Raw genomic sequence first — 18,751 nt, 5'->3', positions numbered from 1 at the left:
TTTGTGACTCCTTTATATATATGACCTTTTTGGTCTTATTAACTAAATTATAAATTATGACAAGCTCTTATTCAAGCTAGATAGCTCAAGGTCAGCCTTGTGTGGGTTGTTAACCACAATCTTACCATCTGCAGTAAGGCTAAACAATGCTCCTTCTTCTGCAGTTCCAAGAATTGGGTTTTCAACCATTTTCTCGTTACGGATACCAACCGCAACACCACCGATACCTTCTTTAAGAAGTTTAACAGCATGTGCACCCATACGTGATGCCAAAACACGGTCACGCGCAGTTGGAGAACCACCACGTTGAATATGTCCAAGTTCTGTCACACGAAGGTCACTTGTGTCTCCAGCTTCTTTTAGTTTTTGACCAAATTCAGCCGCTGACATCACACCTTCAGCCAAGACGATGATATTGTGTTTTTTACCACACTCATAACCACATTTAATGCTTTCTACGATATCTTCAATCTTGAAGCCTTCTTCAGGAATGATGATTTCATCAGCACCAGTTGCGATACCTGCCCAAAGAGCGATATCACCTGCGTTACGTCCCATAACTTCGATAACAAAAGTACGACGGTGACTTGATGACGTATCACGAATCTTATCGATAGCGTCCATAGCAGTCGTAACCGCTGTGTCAAAACCGATTGTAAAGTCAGTACCAACGATATCGTTATCAATTGTACCTGGAAGACCGATAGCTGGGAAGCCATGTTCAGTCAAACGCATAGCACCGTGGTAAGATCCGTCACCACCGATAACAACTACACCTTCAATCCCGTGTTTTTTCAATTGCTCAATCCCTTTAAGTTGCCCTTCAAGTTGAGCGAACTCTGGGTAGCGAGCTGAGTGAAGGAAAGTACCACCACGAGAAATGATGTCCCCTACTGAAGCTGCATCTAGGGGATGAATTTCACCGGCAACCATACCAGCATATCCATCATAGATACCAAACACTTCCATTCCTTCTGAAATTGCTTGACGAACAACTGCACGGATGGCAGCGTTCATACCAGGGGCGTCTCCACCACTAGTCAAAACAGCAATACGTTTCATATTGGTTATGCTCCTTTTTCTTTTAACATTCTTACTGATTATACCACATTTACGTTGAAAATTCTTCTATTTTCCGTAATTTTAGCGATAAATCGTTTTCATAACGATTCCATTCAATTTCGCCTCTAATTCATCAGATTTAGCTACAAAATGGTTGGGAGAAACAATTGTTCTCTGTTCCTCTTCATACCTGATAATGACTGGGATTGGGCCTTTATACTGGTCTAAAATACGTGTCATTTCTTGATCCGAGTCATGATTTTTCACCTGAATCCAAAAGCGCTCAGCAACTGCTTCTCTTATTTCTTGTGCAATCATTTGCAGACGACCGTCACGTGACTGGATTTTTCCTTTTATATAGTAGAAGGCTCCTTCTCTTACTTCCTGTCCAACCTGTCGATATAAATCTGAAAAGAGGGTAACATCCAATTTTTTCTTACTGTCATCCACCTGTAAGAAAGCCATATTTTCACCCTTTTTGGTACGAATTACTTTTATCTTCTGAACCTCAACCAAGATAATAGCATAGCTATTTTCTGACAAATTACTAATAGGAGTAATCGGATAAATAGCCTTACTTGCGATAGCTTGTAGAGGATGTTTGCTCACTCCTACTCCTAGAAGCTCTTGTTCCATGTAGAATTTTTCTTGCTCCGACCAGTCCTCCGAATCTTGCCAACTATAGATGGTCTCTCCAAATAAGCTTCCTAATACTTTCACAAATTCAAATAGATTAGCTAAATTATTGAATACTTTTTGACGATTTTTTTCAAATGAATCGAAAAGACCAACTTTTACCAAAGGTTCCAGCAAGGGGAATTTCAGATAATTCTCAGGTAGTTTAGATAAAAAATCTTCAATGTTAGAATAGGGTCGATGTTCGATAATCCAAAGCGCCAAATCCTTGCTGAGCCCCTTAATCGATTTCAAACCTAGATAGATAGACTTGTTGGCAATTTTATCGTGATAGGGAATAGTATTGATGGACAATGGGGCTACTTCAAAACCTGCTTCTAAGGCATCTGTTACATAATCACTGTTGGCAGAATTCAACATAATCTGATAAAAGATGGCTGGATAATGCGTTTTGAAATAAGCCAACTGGAAGGCCAAGGCTGAATAGGCATAGGCGTGAGATCGGTTAAAACCATAACCTGCAAACTTCTCCATAACATCAAAAACCTGCTCTGCTTTTTCCGCAGTATGACCAGCTTCTATGGAGCCTTGAATAAAGGAAGCCCTCATCTCATGCATAGCAGAGGCATCCTTTTTACCCATAGCTCGACGCAAAATGTCGGCCTTCCCAAGACTAAATCCAGCAAATCGCTGAGCAACCTGCATAACCTGCTCCTGATAGAGCATAATGCCATAAGTTGGAGCCAAAATATCCTCCAGTGCTGAATCTAGAACAGTCACTTCTTCCTGCCCATGCTTTCTTGACACAAAATTATTGATGTAGTCACTTGCACCTGGTCGATTTAGAGAAGTAGTTGCTACGACATCTTCAAAACAGACTGGCTGCACACGCTTGAGTAGGCGAATAGCACCAGGTTGCTCAAATTGAAAGATACCTTTTGTATTACCAGAAGCAAAAAGAGCTAGCGTTTCTTTGTCTTCCAAATCAATTTCTTCAATTTTAAGGTGAATACCTTCTGATTCAGCAAGCAACTCTTGCATCTTCTGGACAAAGGTCAAATTTCTTAATCCCAGGAAATCCATCTTCAAAAGTCCACTTGCTTCAACTCCATGAGCATCATATTGAGTCAGTGGAATTTCGTCACCATGCTTTAGAGGGATGTAATTGGTCAAATCTTGGTCACTGATTACAACACCAGCTGCATGGACAGAGGTTTGTCTTGGATAGCCCTCAATCTTGCAAGCAATTTCAAAGGCTTTTTGGTATTCTAACTTACTATTAATTTGCTGACGAAACTGGAGGTTACCCTCATAAGCCGACTTGAGATTGTCACGAAAACTGATTTTCTTGGTAATTGCAGATAATTCATACTCTGGAACACCAAAGCGCTTCAAGACATCTCGCAAAGCTTGTTTGGCACCAAAGGTTGAAAAAGTAACGATTTGAGCCGCATGTTTACTACCATATTTATTACCAACATATCTGATAAAATCTGGGCGATAAATATCTGGGATATCAATATCAATATCAGGCATGGTATAGCGTTCACGATTGAGAAAACGTTCAAAAATCAGATTCTTCTCCACCGGGTCAATCCCTGTAATGTCTAGAGCATAGGAAACCAAGCTACCAACTGCAGAACCCCGTCCCATTCCCATATAATAACCATTCGAACGTCCAAAACGCAATAAATCCCAAACAACCAAGAAATAATCATCAAAGCCCATATCATGAATAACAGCCAATTCTTGGTCTAGACGGTCTTGATATTCTTTACCAGTTAACCCCTTCTGAGCAAGCCCCAATTCAGCACGTTCTCTCAATTCTTCCACTGCTGGCCTTGCTGGATTAAAACGAGGCAATTTTAAACTAGTATCCAAGTCATAAGAAATACCTGAAATAAGCTTTTCTAAGTTTTCCAAGGTTTGAGGAAAACGTTCTTGGAATAGTTTCTCTAAAGAACTTGCTGATATAAAAACATCTTGTCTCGAACGCAAGGGAACTTCTCTGAGCGGTATATTTTCTTTAATCGCTGTTAATACTTGAAGAACTTCTCTATCCTTACTTTCAAATGTATTGACCCGATACAATGGCAAAATAGGATGGTGAAATTCGCTGGCCAGTGTTTCTGGGTAAACCCCTATATAGTAATCACAGCCTAGATTTAACAACTCAAGTTCTTCAAAATAAGGCACAATTACAGCAATATCTTCAAGATACTGAGACAGAACCGACCAAGTTTTCTCCCCCTGCATCTTAGCTGTTGAAAGTTTCATCAACTGCTGGTAGCCCACACTAGATAGAGCTAAAAAGCGCAGATTCACATCCTTGTCATCTACAAACACACTCATTTCAAGCCCTAACAAAGGATGAATGCCGTATTTTTTTGTAACCTCTAGAAAGTCGAAAGCCCCATAAAGATTATCAATATCCATCATAGCCAGATGAGTGTATCCATAGTCTTTTGCTACTCTCACATACTTGTCAATTGAAATGACACTCTCCATAAAACTATAGACTGTTTTTGTATCTAGTTGTGCGATCAATTTACACTTCTCCTCTATCGTTCTCACTATATTATACCATTTTCTTTAAACTTCTATTACTATTACTGATGCTTTAATATCTAATAACTCAAATCATTGTTGACTAGACGATCCTTGCCCGATTTTCAACAGCATCGATAATATTTTTGTATTTAAGCTTATCATTTTACTTGTTTATTTCATAAGTACTTATTTTTATTTATTATAATTTCTGTTAATTTTTATAGTTTCTTTTCTCTCTATTTTTTGATATAATAACCTTAATATATTTCATAAATAGGAGGTCTTATGCGTTTTAATCAATACAGCTATCTTAAAACTTCATCAACGCAGGCCCTGAATGATTTAGTTTCTTTAGGTTTCAACCTAAAACCTACTGATTCAGAAAAAAAGCAATTTGAGGACTTTATTCGTAAAATTTATTTCACATATCAAAATATAGATTATCCCTTGTCTATACTTTCTTCAGATAAAAAAACTGACTTACTGACATTTTTTCAGTCAGACAAAGAACTGACTGCAGATATTTTCTATACTGTAGCCTTTCAACTTTTAGGTTTTTCTTATTTGGTTGACTTTGAAGACAGTGATGTTTTTCGTAAAGAGACTGATTTTCCCATTGTATATGGTGACTTGATTGAAAATCTCTATCACTTACTCAATACTCGCACCAAAAAGGGAAATACTCTTATCGACCAACTTGTCAGTGACGGTCTTATTCCTGAGGATAATGACTATCAATACTTTAACGGCAAGAGTTTGGCTACTTTTTCTAGCCATGATGCCATTCGAGAAGTCGTTTACGTTGAGTCTCGTGTCGATACTGACCAAAAAAGTCTTCCAGACTTAGTCAAGGTTAGCATTATTCGTCCTCGTTTTGATGGAAAAATCCCTGCTATCATGACAGCCAGTCCCTATCATCAGGGAACAAATGACAAGGCTAGTGACAAGGCTCTCTACAAGATGGAGGGCAATCTCGAGGTTAAACCTGCTCACAAGATTAAGCTAGAAGAACCTCAACTAAATCTCGTCCAACCTCATGGCCAAGCTGAGCTTGTGTCAGAAGCTGAGGAAAAGCTAACGCACATCAATGCTAGCTATACACTCAACGACTACTTCCTTCCACGAGGTTTTGCTAATCTCTATGTGTCAGGTGTTGGTACCAAAGACTCCACAGGTTTCATGACTAATGGAGACTACCAGCAAATCGAGGCTTATAAAAATGTCATCGATTGGCTTAATGGTCGTTGTCGTGCCTTCACCGACCACACGCGCCAGCGTCAAGTCAAGGCTGACTGGTCAAACGGGAAAGTTGCCACTACTGGACTTTCCTATCTAGGTACCATGTCCAATGGTCTTGCCACTACTGGTGTAGATGGCTTAGAAGTCATTATTGCCGAGGCAGGCATTTCTTCATGGTACAATTACTATCGTGAAAACGGTCTGGTGACTAGCCCAGGTGGATATCCAGGGGAGGACTTTGACTCTCTTGCTGAACTAACCTACTCTCGTAATCTCTTGGCTGGCGACTATATTCGTGGGAATGAAGCTCACCAAGCTGATTTGGAAAAGGTAAAAGAACAACTGGATCGCAAGACTGGTGACTACAATCAGTTTTGGCATGATCGCAACTATCTGCTCAATGCCCATAATGTAAAAGCAGAGGTTGTCTTTACCCACGGTTCACAGGATTGGAATGTCAAACCACTTCATGTTTACCATATGTTCCATGCTCTTCCTACTCATATAAATAAGCACCTCTTTTTCCATAATGGTGCCCATGTTTACATGAACAACTGGCAGTCCATTGACTTTCGTGAATCCATGAATGCCTTATTGACTAAGAAATTATTGGGGCTAGATACAGATTTTCAACTTCCAACCGTTATCTGGCAGGACAATACCGCTCCTCAGACTTGGTTATCACTTGATACATTCGGTGAGCAAGATAACTTTGAAACCTTCGCACTTGGTCAAGAAGAGCAAGTTATTCAAAACCAGTACTCAGATAAAGATTTTGAGCGTTATGGTAAGACATACCAGACCTTCAATACAGAACTCTATCAAGGGAAAGTCAATCAGATTACTATTGACCTTCCTGTGACCAAAGATCTCCACCTGAACGGTCGCGCCCAACTCAATCTTCGTATCAAATCCAGTATAAATAAGGGGCTCTTATCTGCCCAACTGCTAGAACTTGGACAAAAGAAATACCTACAACCTTATCCAGCTGTTTTAAGTGCTAGAACCATTGACAACGGTCGCTACCATATGTTGGAAAATCTCAACGAATTGCCTTTTCGTGAAAATGCACAACGCGTCGTGACAAAAGGCTACCTCAATTTACAAAATAGAAATGATTTACTGTTAGTAGAGGATATTGCTGCAGATGAATGGATGGATGTGCAATTTGAACTGCAACCAACTATTTACAAGCTAAAAGAAGGAGATACTCTTCGTTTAGTCCTCTATACTACTGACTTTGAAATCACCATCCGTGACAAAACCGCTTACAACCTGACTGTTGATCTTGAACAGTCTACTCTTATTCTACCTTGTCAAAAGGTAGAATACTAGACTTTCATTATGGAAGATTTCCACTTAAACAGTTGAAACAAACATAAACTTGGTATCAAGTTCAATCCCAATATGGGCTTATAATAAGTCTACACGGGAGCTTGGATAAAAGATACTAAAACCCTAACCAACATGTGTATTCATTAATAATACTCGCTACCAGACCACATGTTGGAAAATCTCTGTGAATTGACATTAATCGTAAATTCACAACAAGTCGTGACAAAAGGCTACCCAAATTGAAGGATTTACTGTTAGTAGAGGATACCAATGTAAATAAACGGATAAATAGCCAATTCATCTGCACCAAACTAGTGACAAGTTAAAAGAAGGAGATTTCCTCCGTATAGTTCTCTATACTACTGACTTTGAAATCATCATACGTGACAATACCTCTTACCACTCGACTGACGTTCTCGTTCAGTCCACGCTTTCTGTACCTAGTACAAGGAGTAATATTTTATGAATAAATCTGAACACCGACACCAACTCATACGAGCTCTTGTAACGAAAAACAAGATTCATACTCAAGCTGAGCTACAAGCTCTTCTTGCTGATAATGATATTCAAGTTACACAAGCTACACTTTCAAGAGATATTAAAAGTATGAACCTTTCAAAAGTACGAGAAGAAGATAACTCTTACTACGTGCTCAATACAGGTTCAATCTCAAAATGGGAAAAACGTCTCGAAATTTACATGGAAGATGCTCTTGTCTTGATGCGTCCAGTTCAACACCAAGTCCTACTAAAAACCCTTCCTGGACTTGCTCAATCCTTTGGTTCTATCATTGATGCTTTGAGCTTCCCTGATGCTATCGCTACCCTCTGTGGTGATGATGTCTGCCTTGTCATCTGTGAAGATGCAGAAGCTGCTCAAAAATGCTTTGAAGAATTGAAAAAATTCGCTCCACCATTTTTCTTTGAAGAATAAGAAAATTCCGTGTCTCATGTGGCACGGAATTTTGTTATATTCTTTACTGAGATGGATTTTCTTTTTTAGTTCGTGCTAATCTCAGAGCACGATTTGGATTGAGACGATTAAATAGTTCTTCCAATTTCTTTTCATTCCAAACGTCTGCAGCGGAAACGAAATTGCCATCCGCATCTCGGAAAGATATCGGTTTATCTCCCATATCAGTCTCCTAGTCTACAAATTCAAACTCAAATTTACCAATGCGGACCAAATCGCCATCTTTAGCACCACGCGCACGAAGGGCTTCATCAACCCCCATACCACGTAATTGACGGGCAAATTTCATGACTGATTCGTCACGATCAAAGTTGGTCATATTGAAGAGTTTCATGAGTTTTTCACCAGAAAGCACCCATGTCGCATCGTCATCACGACTAATTTCAAAGGCTTTTTCTTCCTCGTCAAATCCGTAGTAAGCTTCTTCTTCCATATCTGACTCGTCATAGAGCAAGAATTCTGGTGTCTTGTCTAACAATTCAGCTGTGGCATCTAAAAGAGTAGCCAGACCTTGCTTGGTCAAACCAGAAATTGGGAAGATAGCTGGTAACTCTTCAAATTCATCATAGTTTTCAGCCAATTTTTTCTTGAAGACTTCAAGATTTTCCTGACTCTCAGGCATATCCATCTTATTGGCTACGATAATCTGTGGACGCTCCATGAGACGAAGATTGTATGACTCCAACTCCTTATTGATAGCTAGGTAGTCCTCATAAGGATCACGGCCTTCGCTAGCTGACATATCAATAATATGAAGGATGACACGTGTACGCTCGATGTGACGGAGGAACTGAGTTCCCAGACCAACTCCTTGACTAGCCCCTTCAATCAAACCTGGTAAATCAGCTACTGCAAAGGATTCACCTGATTGGGTACGAACCATACCTAGATTTGGCACAATAGTCGTAAAGTGGTAGGCACCAATTTTAGGTTTAGCTGAGGTAATAACACTTAAAAGTGTTGATTTCCCAACAGATGGGAATCCAACTAAACCAACATCAGCCAAGATTTTTAGTTCCAATTGTAACTCACGTTCCTGACCTGGTTCTCCATTTTCAGAGATTTCAGGTGCAGGATTTTTTGGTGTCGCAAATCGGATGTTTCCACGTCCACCACGACCACCGTGGGCAACGATAAATTCTTGACCATGTTCAATCAAATCTGTCAAGACCTTGCCAGTCTCTGCATCACGAACAGTCGTACCTTGTGGTACTCGAACTCTAAGATCCTCAGCACCACGACCATGCATCCCTTTGGTCATTCCTTTCTCACCAGAATCAGCCTTGAAATGACGATTGTAGCGAAAATCCATCAAAGTACGTAGTCCTTCGTCTACAACGAAGACTACATTGCCTCCTCGACCACCGTCACCACCCCAAGGACCGCCATTAGGGACATATTTTTCACGGCGAAAGGCAACCATACCATCGCCACCATTACCAGCCTTGACCTTGATCTTGGCTGTATCTAAAAACATACTCATTTTTTCTTCTCACTTTAAAAAAGGGCTGGGAAATCCCAGTCACAAAATTTTCTTAAATCTATTTTATAGATTACTGAGGGCACCAATTGCAGTTGCAAAAATACCCAAAATACTTGCTACTAACATGATAAGTACGATAAGCAAGGTTAATTTCTCAAACATCGTTTTTTTACGTTTTCCATTATCTCCAAATGCCATTTTTCTCTCCTTCGTTACATTCTATTTTCTATTATCTTAGCATGAATTTAGCTAGTTTTCAATAGTCACTTGATACTGGTGCAATAATCCATAAAATGATATAAGCTACAATTCCTGCCCCATAACAAAATGCAAGAACACCCCATATTACACGAACAATAGTCGGATCAATATCAAAATAATTTGCGACCCCAGCACATACTCCAGCAATTTTTTGATCACTACCACTTCTCATCAATTGTTTTTTCATAGCTGTTCCTCTTTCTATTCTTCACTGTCTTTCCAATAATCTCTGATGTTGATTAACTGTGTTTTTGAAGCCCTCAGCATGCGTCTAGAGCCTTTTACTGGCACAGCAACCACCTGTTGCGGTAAATACAAAACTGTCTTAAAGATACGCTGGCTGACCGTATCATCTTTGGCTAAATCTTTCTGGAAATTATTTGAAATAATAGCATCAAGATAAAACTCATGCACCCGTTTTCCAAAGTTCTCAGCTGAAATCTCGTACAACTTCTCTGATAAAGTATGCTCATTCATGTCTGGTGTTGCAATCAGGGCCTCCAGAATAGCTCCAGCCAAATCATGTTCACAGTAATACAAGGTTCCAAACATTTTATCACTGATCAGATTGTCCAGATAAGGATTTCCATGAGCAATGACAGGCGTTCCACTGGCTAAGCTTTCCAAGTAGGTCAAGCCTTGGGTTTCACTTGTCGATGCCGAGATGAAGAAATCCGCCGCCTTATAGTAAAGAGCTGTCTCACTAGGAGCAATCATCCCTGTAAAGACAACAGAGTCTTGAATCTCTAGTTTCTGGGCTTGCTCTTTGAGGTCATCCAGATAAGGACCATCCCCAGCTACCACCAGTTTAACCTTGTCTTCTTCTTTCAGAACTTCTGCAAAGGCTACTAATACTGCTTGAATATTTTTTTCATAGGAAATTCTGGAAAGACTCAGCAACATCTGTTCATCATCTTGAATCCCTAATTTACTACGTAGTTCTTTCAAATTTTCCTTCTTGATTTCCGGACGCTCAAACTTAGCTAATTCAATCCCAGTTGGAATGACTCGTTTTTCAACCTTAACCTTATAGTCAGATAGCAAGTCTCGGACAATCTCGCTCGGGCAAATGACTCCATCCACATCATGCAGGAAACCTCTGACCAGATACTTGACCATACTAGGACGAATCAGCAAACCCTTGGCAATATAATGCACATAGTCTTCATACTGGGTGTGATAGGTATGGATGACTGGAATCTTCAATTCACGCGCAATCCAAATCCCCAACAAGCCAAGAGAAAATTCTGTCTGAGTATGGATAATGTCTAGCTGATACTGCTTGGCAATTTCAAGCGCCTTGCTAAAACCTCGGTAGGCAAAGCGGCGATCCTTAAAAGCAAAGAAAGGAACACTTGGAATGCGGATAATTTGCCAATCTTCATAACGATTGACATCCTTATCTGTCGTCGTAAAGATAAAAACAGCATGTCCCTGCTTTTCAAGTTCGGTTTTCAAGGTTCGAATACTGGTCGCAACACCTGAAACCTGAGGAAAATAGGTATCTGTAAATAAACCAATTCGCATAGATTACCTCACTTTTTACTTTCTCCCTAAAGCGGCTTGTTTCTCATAAAAATCCAACCAGATTTGTAACAGATGCTCTTCAGAATACTCTCTAGAAATATTCTTAGCCTTTTCTTTGAGGTCTTTTAAGGCAGCAGGATTTGCTTGATATTCCAGAATAGCTTCTTTCATCTCTTCTCTATCTGCTGTCGCCCGATAATTTCCCTCCAAAATCACCTTATAAAGATCCAAATCACGCAACATAATAGGAGCTTCACAACTAGCAGCTTCTAGGATAGTCATAGGAAAGAGTTCATTGTAACTAGGCAACAAGAAAAGGTCCGCTAGGGCATACAATTCGCGCATCCGTTCGGGTGGCACAATACCTGGAAAAATCAAATTTTTAGGGGGATTCTCCATAATTTTCTTGTAGCGCTCATAACCATCTGTCATGCCACCAAAAGAGAAACCACCGGCCCAGATAAAGGTAATCTGAGGCAATTCCTCAGCCAGACGGATAAAATCATCAATCCCTTTGCGTTTCTGAACTTGACCAGCACCTACTACGATAAACTGATTGTCACTAAGACCTAGCTCTGTACGCAGTCTCGCTACCTCTTCCTGTGGAAGAGGATGCCATTTTTCCTTGTTGACAAAGTTAGGAATATAGGTCACTTTTTCACGTGGAATACCAGCTGCCACCAAATCCTCGATAAACATAGGATTGACCACAACCAAGTGCTCCATCCGGTTGTAAAAAGAAAATACATAGCGTTTCACAATTCCCTTTAAGAAAAATGGAATTTTCAAACTCCCCTCAAGTGTATCAGGCAAGAAATGTACATAGCCAATTTTCCTTCCTGAGCGTTTCTTTTGGAATGTTGATAAATAATAGGGGAAATCAATTGTATGAAAGTGAGTCACATCTGCCTCGATTGGAAGATTTTCTGTAACAATCAATTGGTCCTTGGCATCACGGTGAAGAAGACGAACTAATTCACGGTAGGCACCTGAAACTCCTTGTCCTGCTACTTTCTCACTTGAACTCAACATATTGATGCGTAATTTCTTTTTTTCCATAGCTACTATTATATCATTTTCTTTGAATAAAATCAGCAAAAGAAAGGAGAGACTAGAGGAAAAGAAGAGGAAATTTCCTCGCTTTTCCAATAATCTCTCACATGCTTTTATTTGTTTACTTAATGCCTAGGGCAATGCGTGCATAGCGACTCATTTTTTCAACAGTCCAGGCTGGATACCAAACTAATTTAACCTCAGTATCCGTTACTTCTGGCACCTCTGTCATGGCATCATAAATCTGATCCGTCAAAAGGTCTGCCAGGGGACAACCCATGGTTGTCAACGTCATATCAATCTCTGTTTGCCCTGTGTCGCCGTCAAAACGAATCTCATAGATCAAACCAAGATTGACAATATCGATTCCCAACTCAGGGTCAATAACTTCTTCCAAGGCTGATAAAATTCGTGTTTTGATGTTTTCAATTTGCTCTTCTGTATAAGCCATATTCATCCTCACTCTTAGTCTTCAATAAAATCACGAAGCGGTTTGCTGCGACTTGGTTGGCGTAGTTTTCTCAAAGCTTTAGCTTCAATCTGACGGATACGCTCGCGAGTCACGTTAAAGACTTTACCCACATCTTCAAGGGTACGCATTTTTCCATCATCTAATCCAAAACGTAGACGCAAAACATTTTCTTCACGGTCTGTAAGAGTATCTAAGACCTCATCCAACTGCTCACGCAAGACGATACGAGTTGTATAATCCACTGGATTTTCAATCACTTCATCTTCGATAAAGTCCCCAAGGTGGCTATCATCCTCTTCACCGATAGGAGTTTCAAGGGATACCGGTTCTTGGGCAATCTTCAAGATTTCACGAACCTTATCAGGTGTCATATCCATTCGTTCAGCAATCTGTTCTGGTGTTGGATCTTGTCCCAATTCTTGAAGGAGATTACGTTGTTCACGAACAAGCTTGTTAATCGTTTCAACCATGTGGACTGGGATACGAATAGTACGAGCTTGATCCGCAATAGCACGAGTGATAGCCTGACGAATCCACCAAGTTGCATAAGTTGAGAACTTGAACCCTTTAGAATAGTCAAACTTGTCAACCGCCTTCATCAAGCCCATGTTCCCTTCTTGAATCAAGTCAAGGAACTGCATACCACGGCCGACATAGCGTTTGGCAATAGAAACAACCAAACGAAGGTTGGCTTCCGCAAGGCGTTGTTTAGCTTCGATGTCACCCGCTTCAACAGCCAGTGCTAACTCTTTTTCCTCTTCATTGGTCAAGAGAGGAACGACTCCGATTTCTTTCAAGTACATACGGACAGGGTCGTTGACCTTAGCCGAAGTCGACCCAATCAAGTCCTCATCGCTGAGTTCTGGCTCTTCTTCTGCACTAAGAACACGCGCACTTGGATTTCCTTCGTTATCTGTGATAGAAATTCCTGCATCTTGAATCCGTTGCAAGAGATCTTCAATCCCATCAGCATCCAAGGTAAAAGGAATCACCAGACTAGCATTGATTTCATCATCAGTTGCTGTCCCTTTTTGTTTATGATTACGGATAAATTCTGCTACTTGTACATCAAATGTTGTTACTTCTTTTTGTTTTGTTGCCATTATTACTCCATTCTTCTCTTTTGGGAAATTAAACGTTCCAATTCTTCTAGGGCTGTGTCGGTATCTCCTACATGGCTAGCTTCCTGCACCTTCTTTTTGATTCTCATATTGTCCTGATTCAAGAGAGCCTTGTTTCGAGTCATTTCTACTTCACTTAGTTCCTGCGGAGACATCTCAGCAGGTAAATCCTGAGCTAAGACTTGGTACCAAGCTCTTTCAACTTCCTCTGTCTGTTCTGCTAGAACTTCTGGAGGAAGATTGCCATACTGACCAAGCAAGTCATATAAGACCTGAAATTCAAGTGTGTCAAATGCAAAGTCTTCTCGCAAGCGGTAATCGTTCAAAATAAGGGGGGATTCCACCATTCGATAAAGTAGATGGGCTTCCGCCCTCATAATAGCCGATAACTGCTTGGTGACAGGCATGGTGATTGGCGTCGGTCTGGAAATTCCTTCCATACGATTCTGCCTTTGCGCCTGACGACTCTCATTAACAATCTGCTCAATCTGGGCATAATCAAAGGATGCCAGACTGTCAGCTAAAATATGTATATAGCTGTTTTGAGCAGTGATAGACTTTTCTTGAATAATCAGGGGAGCTATTTTTTCAATAAACTCAATCTGAGCCTGCAGATTTTCACTATTTTCAGGCTTATACTGATGAATGTAGAACTCAATCGGACTAATACGAGTTTTCATTAACAGATAGGCCAAGTCTTCTGATCCATTTTTTTGTAGATACTCATCTGGATCCAAGTTATCAGGCATGCTGACGATCTGCACAGGCATATCACCAATTTCGTCCAGCGCTTTCAATGTCGCAGCTTGCCCAGCCTTATCGCCATCGTAAACAAGAACCAACTTCTTGGTTAGCCTTTTCAGATGCTCAACATGCTCACGACTCAAGGCTGTTCCCATAGATGCGACAGCATTTTCGATTCCAGCCCGATAGGCTGCAATGACATCCATGAACCCTTCCATCAGGTAAATCTCACTGGTTTTACCAGAAGATTTTTTTGCCCTATCCATATGATATAATTCGTAACTTTTGTTAAAAATTGCAGTCGATCGGCTATTTTTATACTTAGAAGTTTGTGAATCCGTTTTCTGCCAGATACGACCTGAGAAGGCAATGACCTTTCCCTGGTCATTTGTCAGAGGAAACATAATCCGATTGTGAAAGGTATCTACAAATTGATTAGCCTCCGATAGATAAAACAGTCCCGAATCCAAAAAATCCTCTTCACGATACTGGCCAGACAAACGTTGATACAGATAGTTGCGTTCTGGAGGTGCCAAACCAATCCGAAAATGTTTAAGCACTTCATCTGTCAAACCACGCTGATAAAGGTAGTTTCTGGCCTCCTCCCCCATGGTCGTTGTCATGAGAATAGCATGATAAAATTTGGCAGCATCTTCGTGCATATCATAAAGAGCTTGGTGGGGTGAAGCTGGCTTCTGTTCACTATAAAGCGGTTTTTCCACCTCTATCCCGACACGCTGACCTAAGATTTGGACAGCCTCCATAAAGGGAACTCCTTGATACTCCTCGATGAATTTAAAGACATCACCTGAGCGACCACAACCAAAACAGTGGTAAAACTGCTTATCCTCAACAACGTTGAAAGAAGGTGTTTTTTCACCATGAAAAGGACAGAGCCCTAGATAGTTCCGTCCTGCCTTTTGTAAAGAAATCACATCTCCTATGACTTCCACAATGTTGGCATTGTTTTTGATTTCTTCAATGACTTGTTTGTCAACCATACACAATACCTCCATGTTATCATAGTTTACTTTATATAGTATACTTTATTTCAGAAAAAAAGTAAACCATTTCACTCATTTTCCCTACTTTATTCAAAGAGTTGATAATAATCAGAGATTTTCATTTTTGCTTTTTCTTCTTGGTTCAAATCTTGGATAATTCGTCCTTCTTTCATGACAATCAAGCGATTGCCATATTTGAGAGCATCTTCCATATGGTGGGTAATCATAAGGGCTGTCAGCTGGTCTTTCTTGACAAATTCATCCGTCAATTCCATCAAGGCGACACTTGTCTTTGGATCAAGGGCTGCAGTATGCTCGTCTAACAAGAGTAATTCAGGACGCTTCAAGGTTGCCATCAAGAGACTCAAGGCCTGTCTTTGTCCACCTGATAAGAACTCAATCGGTGTATTCAAGTGTTTCTCAAGACCATTTCCTACTTTTTCAATGGTAGCCTGAAATTCATCCTTATAACTAGTCAAGCGTCGTGGTAACAGTCCACGCTTTTCACCACGAAACTTGGCAATCAAAAGATTTTCAGCGACCGTCATACGAGGAGCTGTCCCCATCTTTGGATCTTGGAAGACACGAGACAGATACTTAGCCCGCTTCTCTGGTGAAAACTTGGTAACATCGTCACCTAAAATACGGATGGTTCCACTGGTTAATGACAAGGTTCCTGCAATAGTGTTAAAAAGGGTTGATTTCCCAGCACCATTTCCACCTAAAATCGTGATGAAATCCTGTTCAAAAATTTCTAAGGAAACATCATTTAAAATAATCTTTTCTTCATCAAAGCCATTTTTAACGACTTTGGTTGCATTTTTTAATTCTACAATTGCTGTCATTTACTTAACTTGGCTCCTTTCAAGATTGTTTGCTTAAATGTTGGAATCATGAGGCAGACTGCTAAAATCAAGGCACTGTATAAACGAAGGTAACTTGTATTAAAGCCAAGAGCGATAACTGCCCACACTAAGAATTGATAGGCGATAGAACCCACAACGATGGCAACCAGACGCTCTGCCAAGCTCAAACTCTTGAAAATAACTTCTCCAATTATCAAACTTGCAAGCCCCACAACGATAACTCCAATTCCTCGAGATACATCAGCATAGCCTTCTTGCTGGGCAATGAGAGCTCCTGCAAGGGCAATCACACCATTTGATAAAACCAAGCCCATAAGCTCCATGCGTCCAGTATGAATCCCGAAACTTCTAGCCATATCAGGATTGTCACCTGTAGCAATATAGGCTTGTCCGAGTTTAGTGTCCAAGAAAAAGAGCATGAGAGCAATAACAAGACTGACAAAGATAAGACCTGTCAAGAGTTGATTCAAATCCGAATCAAAAGGCAAAACATCCTGAATTTGCTTGGTTCCAAGCAGGCCTAAATTCGCACGTCCCATAATCAAGAGCATGATAGAGTGACAGGAAGTCATCACCAAAATCCCTGAGAGCAAGGTTGGGATCTTCCCTTTTGTATAAAGAAGTCCTGCTGCCATTCCAGCCAAACAACCTGCTCCTACAGCAACAAGAGTCGCTAAAAATGGGTTCACTCCTTTGGTTATCAAAGTGACAGCAACAGCTCCCCCAAGAGGGAAGGAACCTTCTGTTGTCATATCTGGAAAGTTCAAAATCCTAAATGTCATAAAGATCCCCAGACCTAAAATAGCCCAGACAAATCCTTGAGAAATAATAGATAATATCATCTGTTTCTTAACCTTTTCTATATGATTTCTATTGTAAAAAATTGGAGGAGATGTCCCCAACTCCTCCATTACAGATTATTCAATCACTTGTCCTGCTTCTTTAAGAACAGATTCAGGAATCGTAATACCTAGCTCTTGTGCCAATTTTTTGTTAATTACTGACTTACCAGTTGAAAACACATTGACTGGAGTATCAGCTGGTTTAGCACCTTTCAAAACTTGCGCAATCATTTTACCTGTTGCCACACCAAGGTCATGTTGGTCAACTACAACGGATGCTAAACCACCAGCTTCTACCATTGCAGTTGCACTTGGGTAAATTGGTTTTTTAGCGGATTGATTACTTGAAACAACAGTTGAGAAGGCTGAAGCAATAGTGTTATCAATTGGAACCCAGATAGCATCGACCTTGCTAGTCATAACGTTAACTGTTGAAGCAATTTCATTTGTTGAAGGAACAGCAAATGTTTCGACTGTCAAACCTGCTTTTTCAGCATAAGCCTTAAATTCTTCGACTTGAGTTTTTGAATTGTCTTCGCTGCTTGAGTAAAGAGCTCCGATTGTTTTCACATTTGGTGTGAGAGCTTTGATGAGTTCAACTTGTTGTTGAGCTGGATTGTGGTCAGATACCCCTGTAATGTTGCCACCTGGTTTTTTCAAATCTTTAACCAAGTTAGCACCGATTGGGTCTGTAATAGCAGCCATGATAACAGGTAGGTCTTTTGTGGCGCTTGCCAAACCTTGAGCAGCTGGTGTAGCAATACCAACCACAAGGTCATTCCCATTTGCAACCAACTGTTTGCTCATTGTCGCAACCTTACTTTGGTCACCTTCTGAGTTCATAAAGTCAATTTTCAACTGATCATCTTTATAGCCTTCTTCTGCCAGTCCATCTTGAATCCCTTTATAAATCAAATCAAGAGATGGATGGCTCACAAATTGAAGGACACCAACTTTGGCAACTTTCTTTTCATTTTTAGCTTCTGGTTTATTCATTGAAGAGTAAATCAAGCTTCCTGCTACTAAGACTGCTAATGCAGCGATAATTCCAATTAAACGTTTATTTTTCATTCTATTTCTCCTTTTATTCCTTTAAAATACTTCACTTATCTAATACTCTTCGAAAATCTCTTCAAACCACGTCAGCGTCGCCTTACCGTACTCAAGTACAGTTTGCGGCTAGCTTCCTAGTTTGCTTTTTGATTTTCATTGAGTATAAACAAGTGACGCCATCGTTTTCTTTCCATACTAACCTCCATCAAAAAGTCCTCACACAAAAAACTTGTGTGAGGACGTCGATGCGCGGTACCACCTCAATTATAGGAAATTTCCCTATCACTCTGTCTCGCAATAACGAGATGCACTATAAGGTGTGCTCACCGAATTTTTATGATTTCAAATTCTAAATAACATTCAGCCCAATTTTCATCATCACCACTTATCTGTTTTCAGCTACCACAGACTCTCTAAAAAGTTTGAATGATTACTTTTCTGAATGGTTAAATTATATCATTTTTCAACTACTTGTCAAGACTCTTTTAGCATTTTTTTGAAAGATTCAAAAACTTCCCCTATAGAAAAGAG

The 18,751-nt window shown here is 40.2% G+C and carries 16 protein-coding genes, 1 pseudogene and 1 other annotated feature; of the genes and pseudogenes, 3 read left to right on the top strand and 14 right to left on the bottom strand.

The annotated features are described in order from the left end of the window. Positions 1 to 54: 54 nt before the first annotated feature. Together pfkA and ACLNCV_RS09050 are read right to left on the bottom strand one after the other, a co-directional pair. Positions 55 to 1,062, bottom strand: a complete 1,008-nt coding sequence (pfkA, locus tag ACLNCV_RS09055) for a 6-phosphofructokinase (RefSeq protein ID WP_000820863.1) — start codon at positions 1,060 to 1,062, stop codon at positions 55 to 57. Between the two features lie 81 nt (positions 1,063 to 1,143). Then, on the bottom strand, positions 1,144 to 4,245 hold the full coding sequence (locus ACLNCV_RS09050; protein WP_424845117.1) for a DNA polymerase III subunit alpha: 3,102 nt from the start codon (positions 4,243 to 4,245) through the stop codon (positions 1,144 to 1,146). Positions 4,246 to 4,533: 288 nt separating this feature from the next. On the opposite strand from ACLNCV_RS09050, the gene ACLNCV_RS09045 reads away from it, so the two are divergent. The 3 genes and pseudogenes from ACLNCV_RS09045 to ACLNCV_RS09035 all read left to right on the top strand — a co-directional run bounded on the left by ACLNCV_RS09045 (position 4,534) and on the right by ACLNCV_RS09035 (position 7,755). After that, a complete protein-coding gene (locus ACLNCV_RS09045; protein ID WP_261184549.1) occupies positions 4,534 to 6,822 on the top strand; it encodes a Xaa-Pro dipeptidyl-peptidase in 2,289 nt (762 codons plus the stop codon). 165 nt (positions 6,823 to 6,987) lie between these two features. Continuing rightward, a pseudogene (locus ACLNCV_RS09040) lies at positions 6,988 to 7,288 on the top strand (Xaa-Pro dipeptidyl-peptidase); the annotation flags it as partial. Further along, positions 7,285 to 7,755 carry an arginine repressor gene (locus tag ACLNCV_RS09035; RefSeq protein ID WP_001043026.1) on the top strand — a complete coding sequence of 157 codons (471 nt, stop codon included), beginning with the start codon at positions 7,285 to 7,287 and terminating at the stop codon, positions 7,753 to 7,755. The pseudogene ACLNCV_RS09040 and the gene ACLNCV_RS09035, both read left to right, overlap by 4 nt. A gap of 43 nt (positions 7,756 to 7,798) precedes the next feature. Here the strand turns inward: ACLNCV_RS09035 and ACLNCV_RS09030 are convergent, their stop codons facing one another. The 12 genes from ACLNCV_RS09030 to trpX form a co-directional block, all read right to left on the bottom strand. After that, on the bottom strand, positions 7,799 to 7,957 hold the full coding sequence (locus ACLNCV_RS09030; RefSeq protein WP_001808548.1) for a hypothetical protein: 159 nt from the start codon (positions 7,955 to 7,957) through the stop codon (positions 7,799 to 7,801). Positions 7,958 to 7,966: 9 nt separating this feature from the next. Then, complete coding sequence (gene obgE, locus ACLNCV_RS09025) at positions 7,967 to 9,277, bottom strand: GTPase ObgE (RefSeq protein WP_173275799.1); 1,311 nt, start codon at positions 9,275 to 9,277, stop codon at positions 7,967 to 7,969. 63 nt (positions 9,278 to 9,340) lie between these two features. Beyond that, entirely contained in the window at positions 9,341 to 9,475 is a 135-nt protein-coding gene (locus tag ACLNCV_RS09020) for a DUF4044 domain-containing protein (protein ID WP_000863852.1), read from the bottom strand. Positions 9,476 to 9,533: 58 nt separating this feature from the next. Beyond that, on the bottom strand, positions 9,534 to 9,725 hold the full coding sequence (locus ACLNCV_RS09015) for a PspC domain-containing protein (RefSeq protein WP_192852010.1): 192 nt from the start codon (positions 9,723 to 9,725) through the stop codon (positions 9,534 to 9,536). 14 nt (positions 9,726 to 9,739) lie between these two features. Beyond that, positions 9,740 to 11,065, bottom strand: coding sequence for a glycosyltransferase family 4 protein (locus tag ACLNCV_RS09010; protein ID WP_424845116.1), 1,326 nt, complete (start codon positions 11,063 to 11,065; stop codon positions 9,740 to 9,742). 15 nt (positions 11,066 to 11,080) lie between these two features. Next, complete coding sequence (cpoA, locus tag ACLNCV_RS09005) at positions 11,081 to 12,124, bottom strand: alpha-galactosylglucosyldiacylglycerol synthase (protein ID WP_261069432.1); 1,044 nt, start codon at positions 12,122 to 12,124, stop codon at positions 11,081 to 11,083. Between the two features lie 115 nt (positions 12,125 to 12,239). Next, positions 12,240 to 12,569 (bottom strand): metal-sulfur cluster assembly factor, encoded by a 330-nt coding sequence (locus ACLNCV_RS09000; protein WP_000331925.1) that lies wholly within the window; start codon positions 12,567 to 12,569, stop codon positions 12,240 to 12,242. Positions 12,570 to 12,583: 14 nt separating this feature from the next. Next, positions 12,584 to 13,693, bottom strand: coding sequence for an RNA polymerase sigma factor RpoD (gene rpoD, locus ACLNCV_RS08995; protein WP_004259586.1), 1,110 nt, complete (start codon positions 13,691 to 13,693; stop codon positions 12,584 to 12,586). 2 nt (positions 13,694 to 13,695) lie between these two features. After that, the gene (gene dnaG, locus ACLNCV_RS08990) at positions 13,696 to 15,456 is read right to left on the bottom strand and encodes a DNA primase (RefSeq protein WP_261069431.1); all 1,761 of its coding nucleotides are present in this window, start codon (positions 15,454 to 15,456) and stop codon (positions 13,696 to 13,698) included. A gap of 89 nt (positions 15,457 to 15,545) precedes the next feature. After that, on the bottom strand, positions 15,546 to 16,304 hold the full coding sequence (locus ACLNCV_RS08985; protein WP_261011721.1) for an ABC transporter ATP-binding protein: 759 nt from the start codon (positions 16,302 to 16,304) through the stop codon (positions 15,546 to 15,548). Beyond that, a complete protein-coding gene (locus ACLNCV_RS08980) occupies positions 16,301 to 17,167 on the bottom strand; it encodes an ABC transporter permease (RefSeq protein ID WP_084863531.1) in 867 nt (288 codons plus the stop codon). The genes ACLNCV_RS08985 and ACLNCV_RS08980 overlap by 4 nt, the downstream gene beginning before the upstream one ends. 75 nt (positions 17,168 to 17,242) lie before the next feature. Next, positions 17,243 to 18,238 carry a tryptophan ABC transporter substrate-binding protein gene (gene trpX, locus ACLNCV_RS08975; protein ID WP_004259575.1) on the bottom strand — a complete coding sequence of 332 codons (996 nt, stop codon included), beginning with the start codon at positions 18,236 to 18,238 and terminating at the stop codon, positions 17,243 to 17,245. 214 nt (positions 18,239 to 18,452) lie between these two features. Beyond that, positions 18,453 to 18,670 (bottom strand) — a binding site (T-box leader). Positions 18,671 to 18,751: the final 81 nt, after the last annotated feature.

Source organism: Streptococcus sp. CL5.50, from assembly GCF_049738015.1.
Taxonomy (GTDB): Bacteria; Bacillota; Bacilli; order Lactobacillales; family Streptococcaceae; genus Streptococcus; species Streptococcus mitis_CA.
Note: the sequence above shows the minus strand (reverse complement) of the source record. Positions and strands in the feature narration are given on the sequence as shown.

What these genes read in the sequence shown, in the direction of transcription:
- dnaG (WP_261069431.1), bottom strand. Translation starts at nt 15,456, where the DNA reads ATGGTTGACAAACAAGTCATTGAAGAAATCAAAAACAATGCCAACATT.
- ACLNCV_RS09015 (WP_192852010.1), bottom strand. Translation starts at nt 9,725, where the DNA reads ATGAAAAAACAATTGATGAGAAGTGGTAGTGATCAAAAAATTGCTGGA.
- ACLNCV_RS09030 (WP_001808548.1), bottom strand. Translation starts at nt 7,957, where the DNA reads ATGGGAGATAAACCGATATCTTTCCGAGATGCGGATGGCAATTTCGTT.
- ACLNCV_RS09010 (WP_424845116.1), bottom strand. Translation starts at nt 11,065, where the DNA reads ATGCGAATTGGTTTATTTACAGATACCTATTTTCCTCAGGTTTCAGGT.
- pfkA (WP_000820863.1), bottom strand. Translation starts at nt 1,062, where the DNA reads ATGAAACGTATTGCTGTTTTGACTAGTGGTGGAGACGCCCCTGGTATG.
- cpoA (WP_261069432.1), bottom strand. Translation starts at nt 12,124, where the DNA reads ATGGAAAAAAAGAAATTACGCATCAATATGTTGAGTTCAAGTGAGAAA.
- trpX (WP_004259575.1), bottom strand. Translation starts at nt 18,238, where the DNA reads ATGAAAAATAAACGTTTAATTGGAATTATCGCTGCATTAGCAGTCTTA.
- ACLNCV_RS09020 (WP_000863852.1), bottom strand. Translation starts at nt 9,475, where the DNA reads ATGGCATTTGGAGATAATGGAAAACGTAAAAAAACGATGTTTGAGAAA.
- ACLNCV_RS09035 (WP_001043026.1), top strand. Translation starts at nt 7,285, where the DNA reads ATGAATAAATCTGAACACCGACACCAACTCATACGAGCTCTTGTAACG.
- ACLNCV_RS08985 (WP_261011721.1), bottom strand. Translation starts at nt 16,304, where the DNA reads ATGACAGCAATTGTAGAATTAAAAAATGCAACCAAAGTCGTTAAAAAT.
- obgE (WP_173275799.1), bottom strand. Translation starts at nt 9,277, where the DNA reads ATGAGTATGTTTTTAGATACAGCCAAGATCAAGGTCAAGGCTGGTAAT.
- rpoD (WP_004259586.1), bottom strand. Translation starts at nt 13,693, where the DNA reads ATGGCAACAAAACAAAAAGAAGTAACAACATTTGATGTACAAGTAGCA.
- ACLNCV_RS09000 (WP_000331925.1), bottom strand. Translation starts at nt 12,569, where the DNA reads ATGGCTTATACAGAAGAGCAAATTGAAAACATCAAAACACGAATTTTA.
- ACLNCV_RS08980 (WP_084863531.1), bottom strand. Translation starts at nt 17,167, where the DNA reads ATGATATTATCTATTATTTCTCAAGGATTTGTCTGGGCTATTTTAGGT.
- ACLNCV_RS09045 (WP_261184549.1), top strand. Translation starts at nt 4,534, where the DNA reads ATGCGTTTTAATCAATACAGCTATCTTAAAACTTCATCAACGCAGGCC.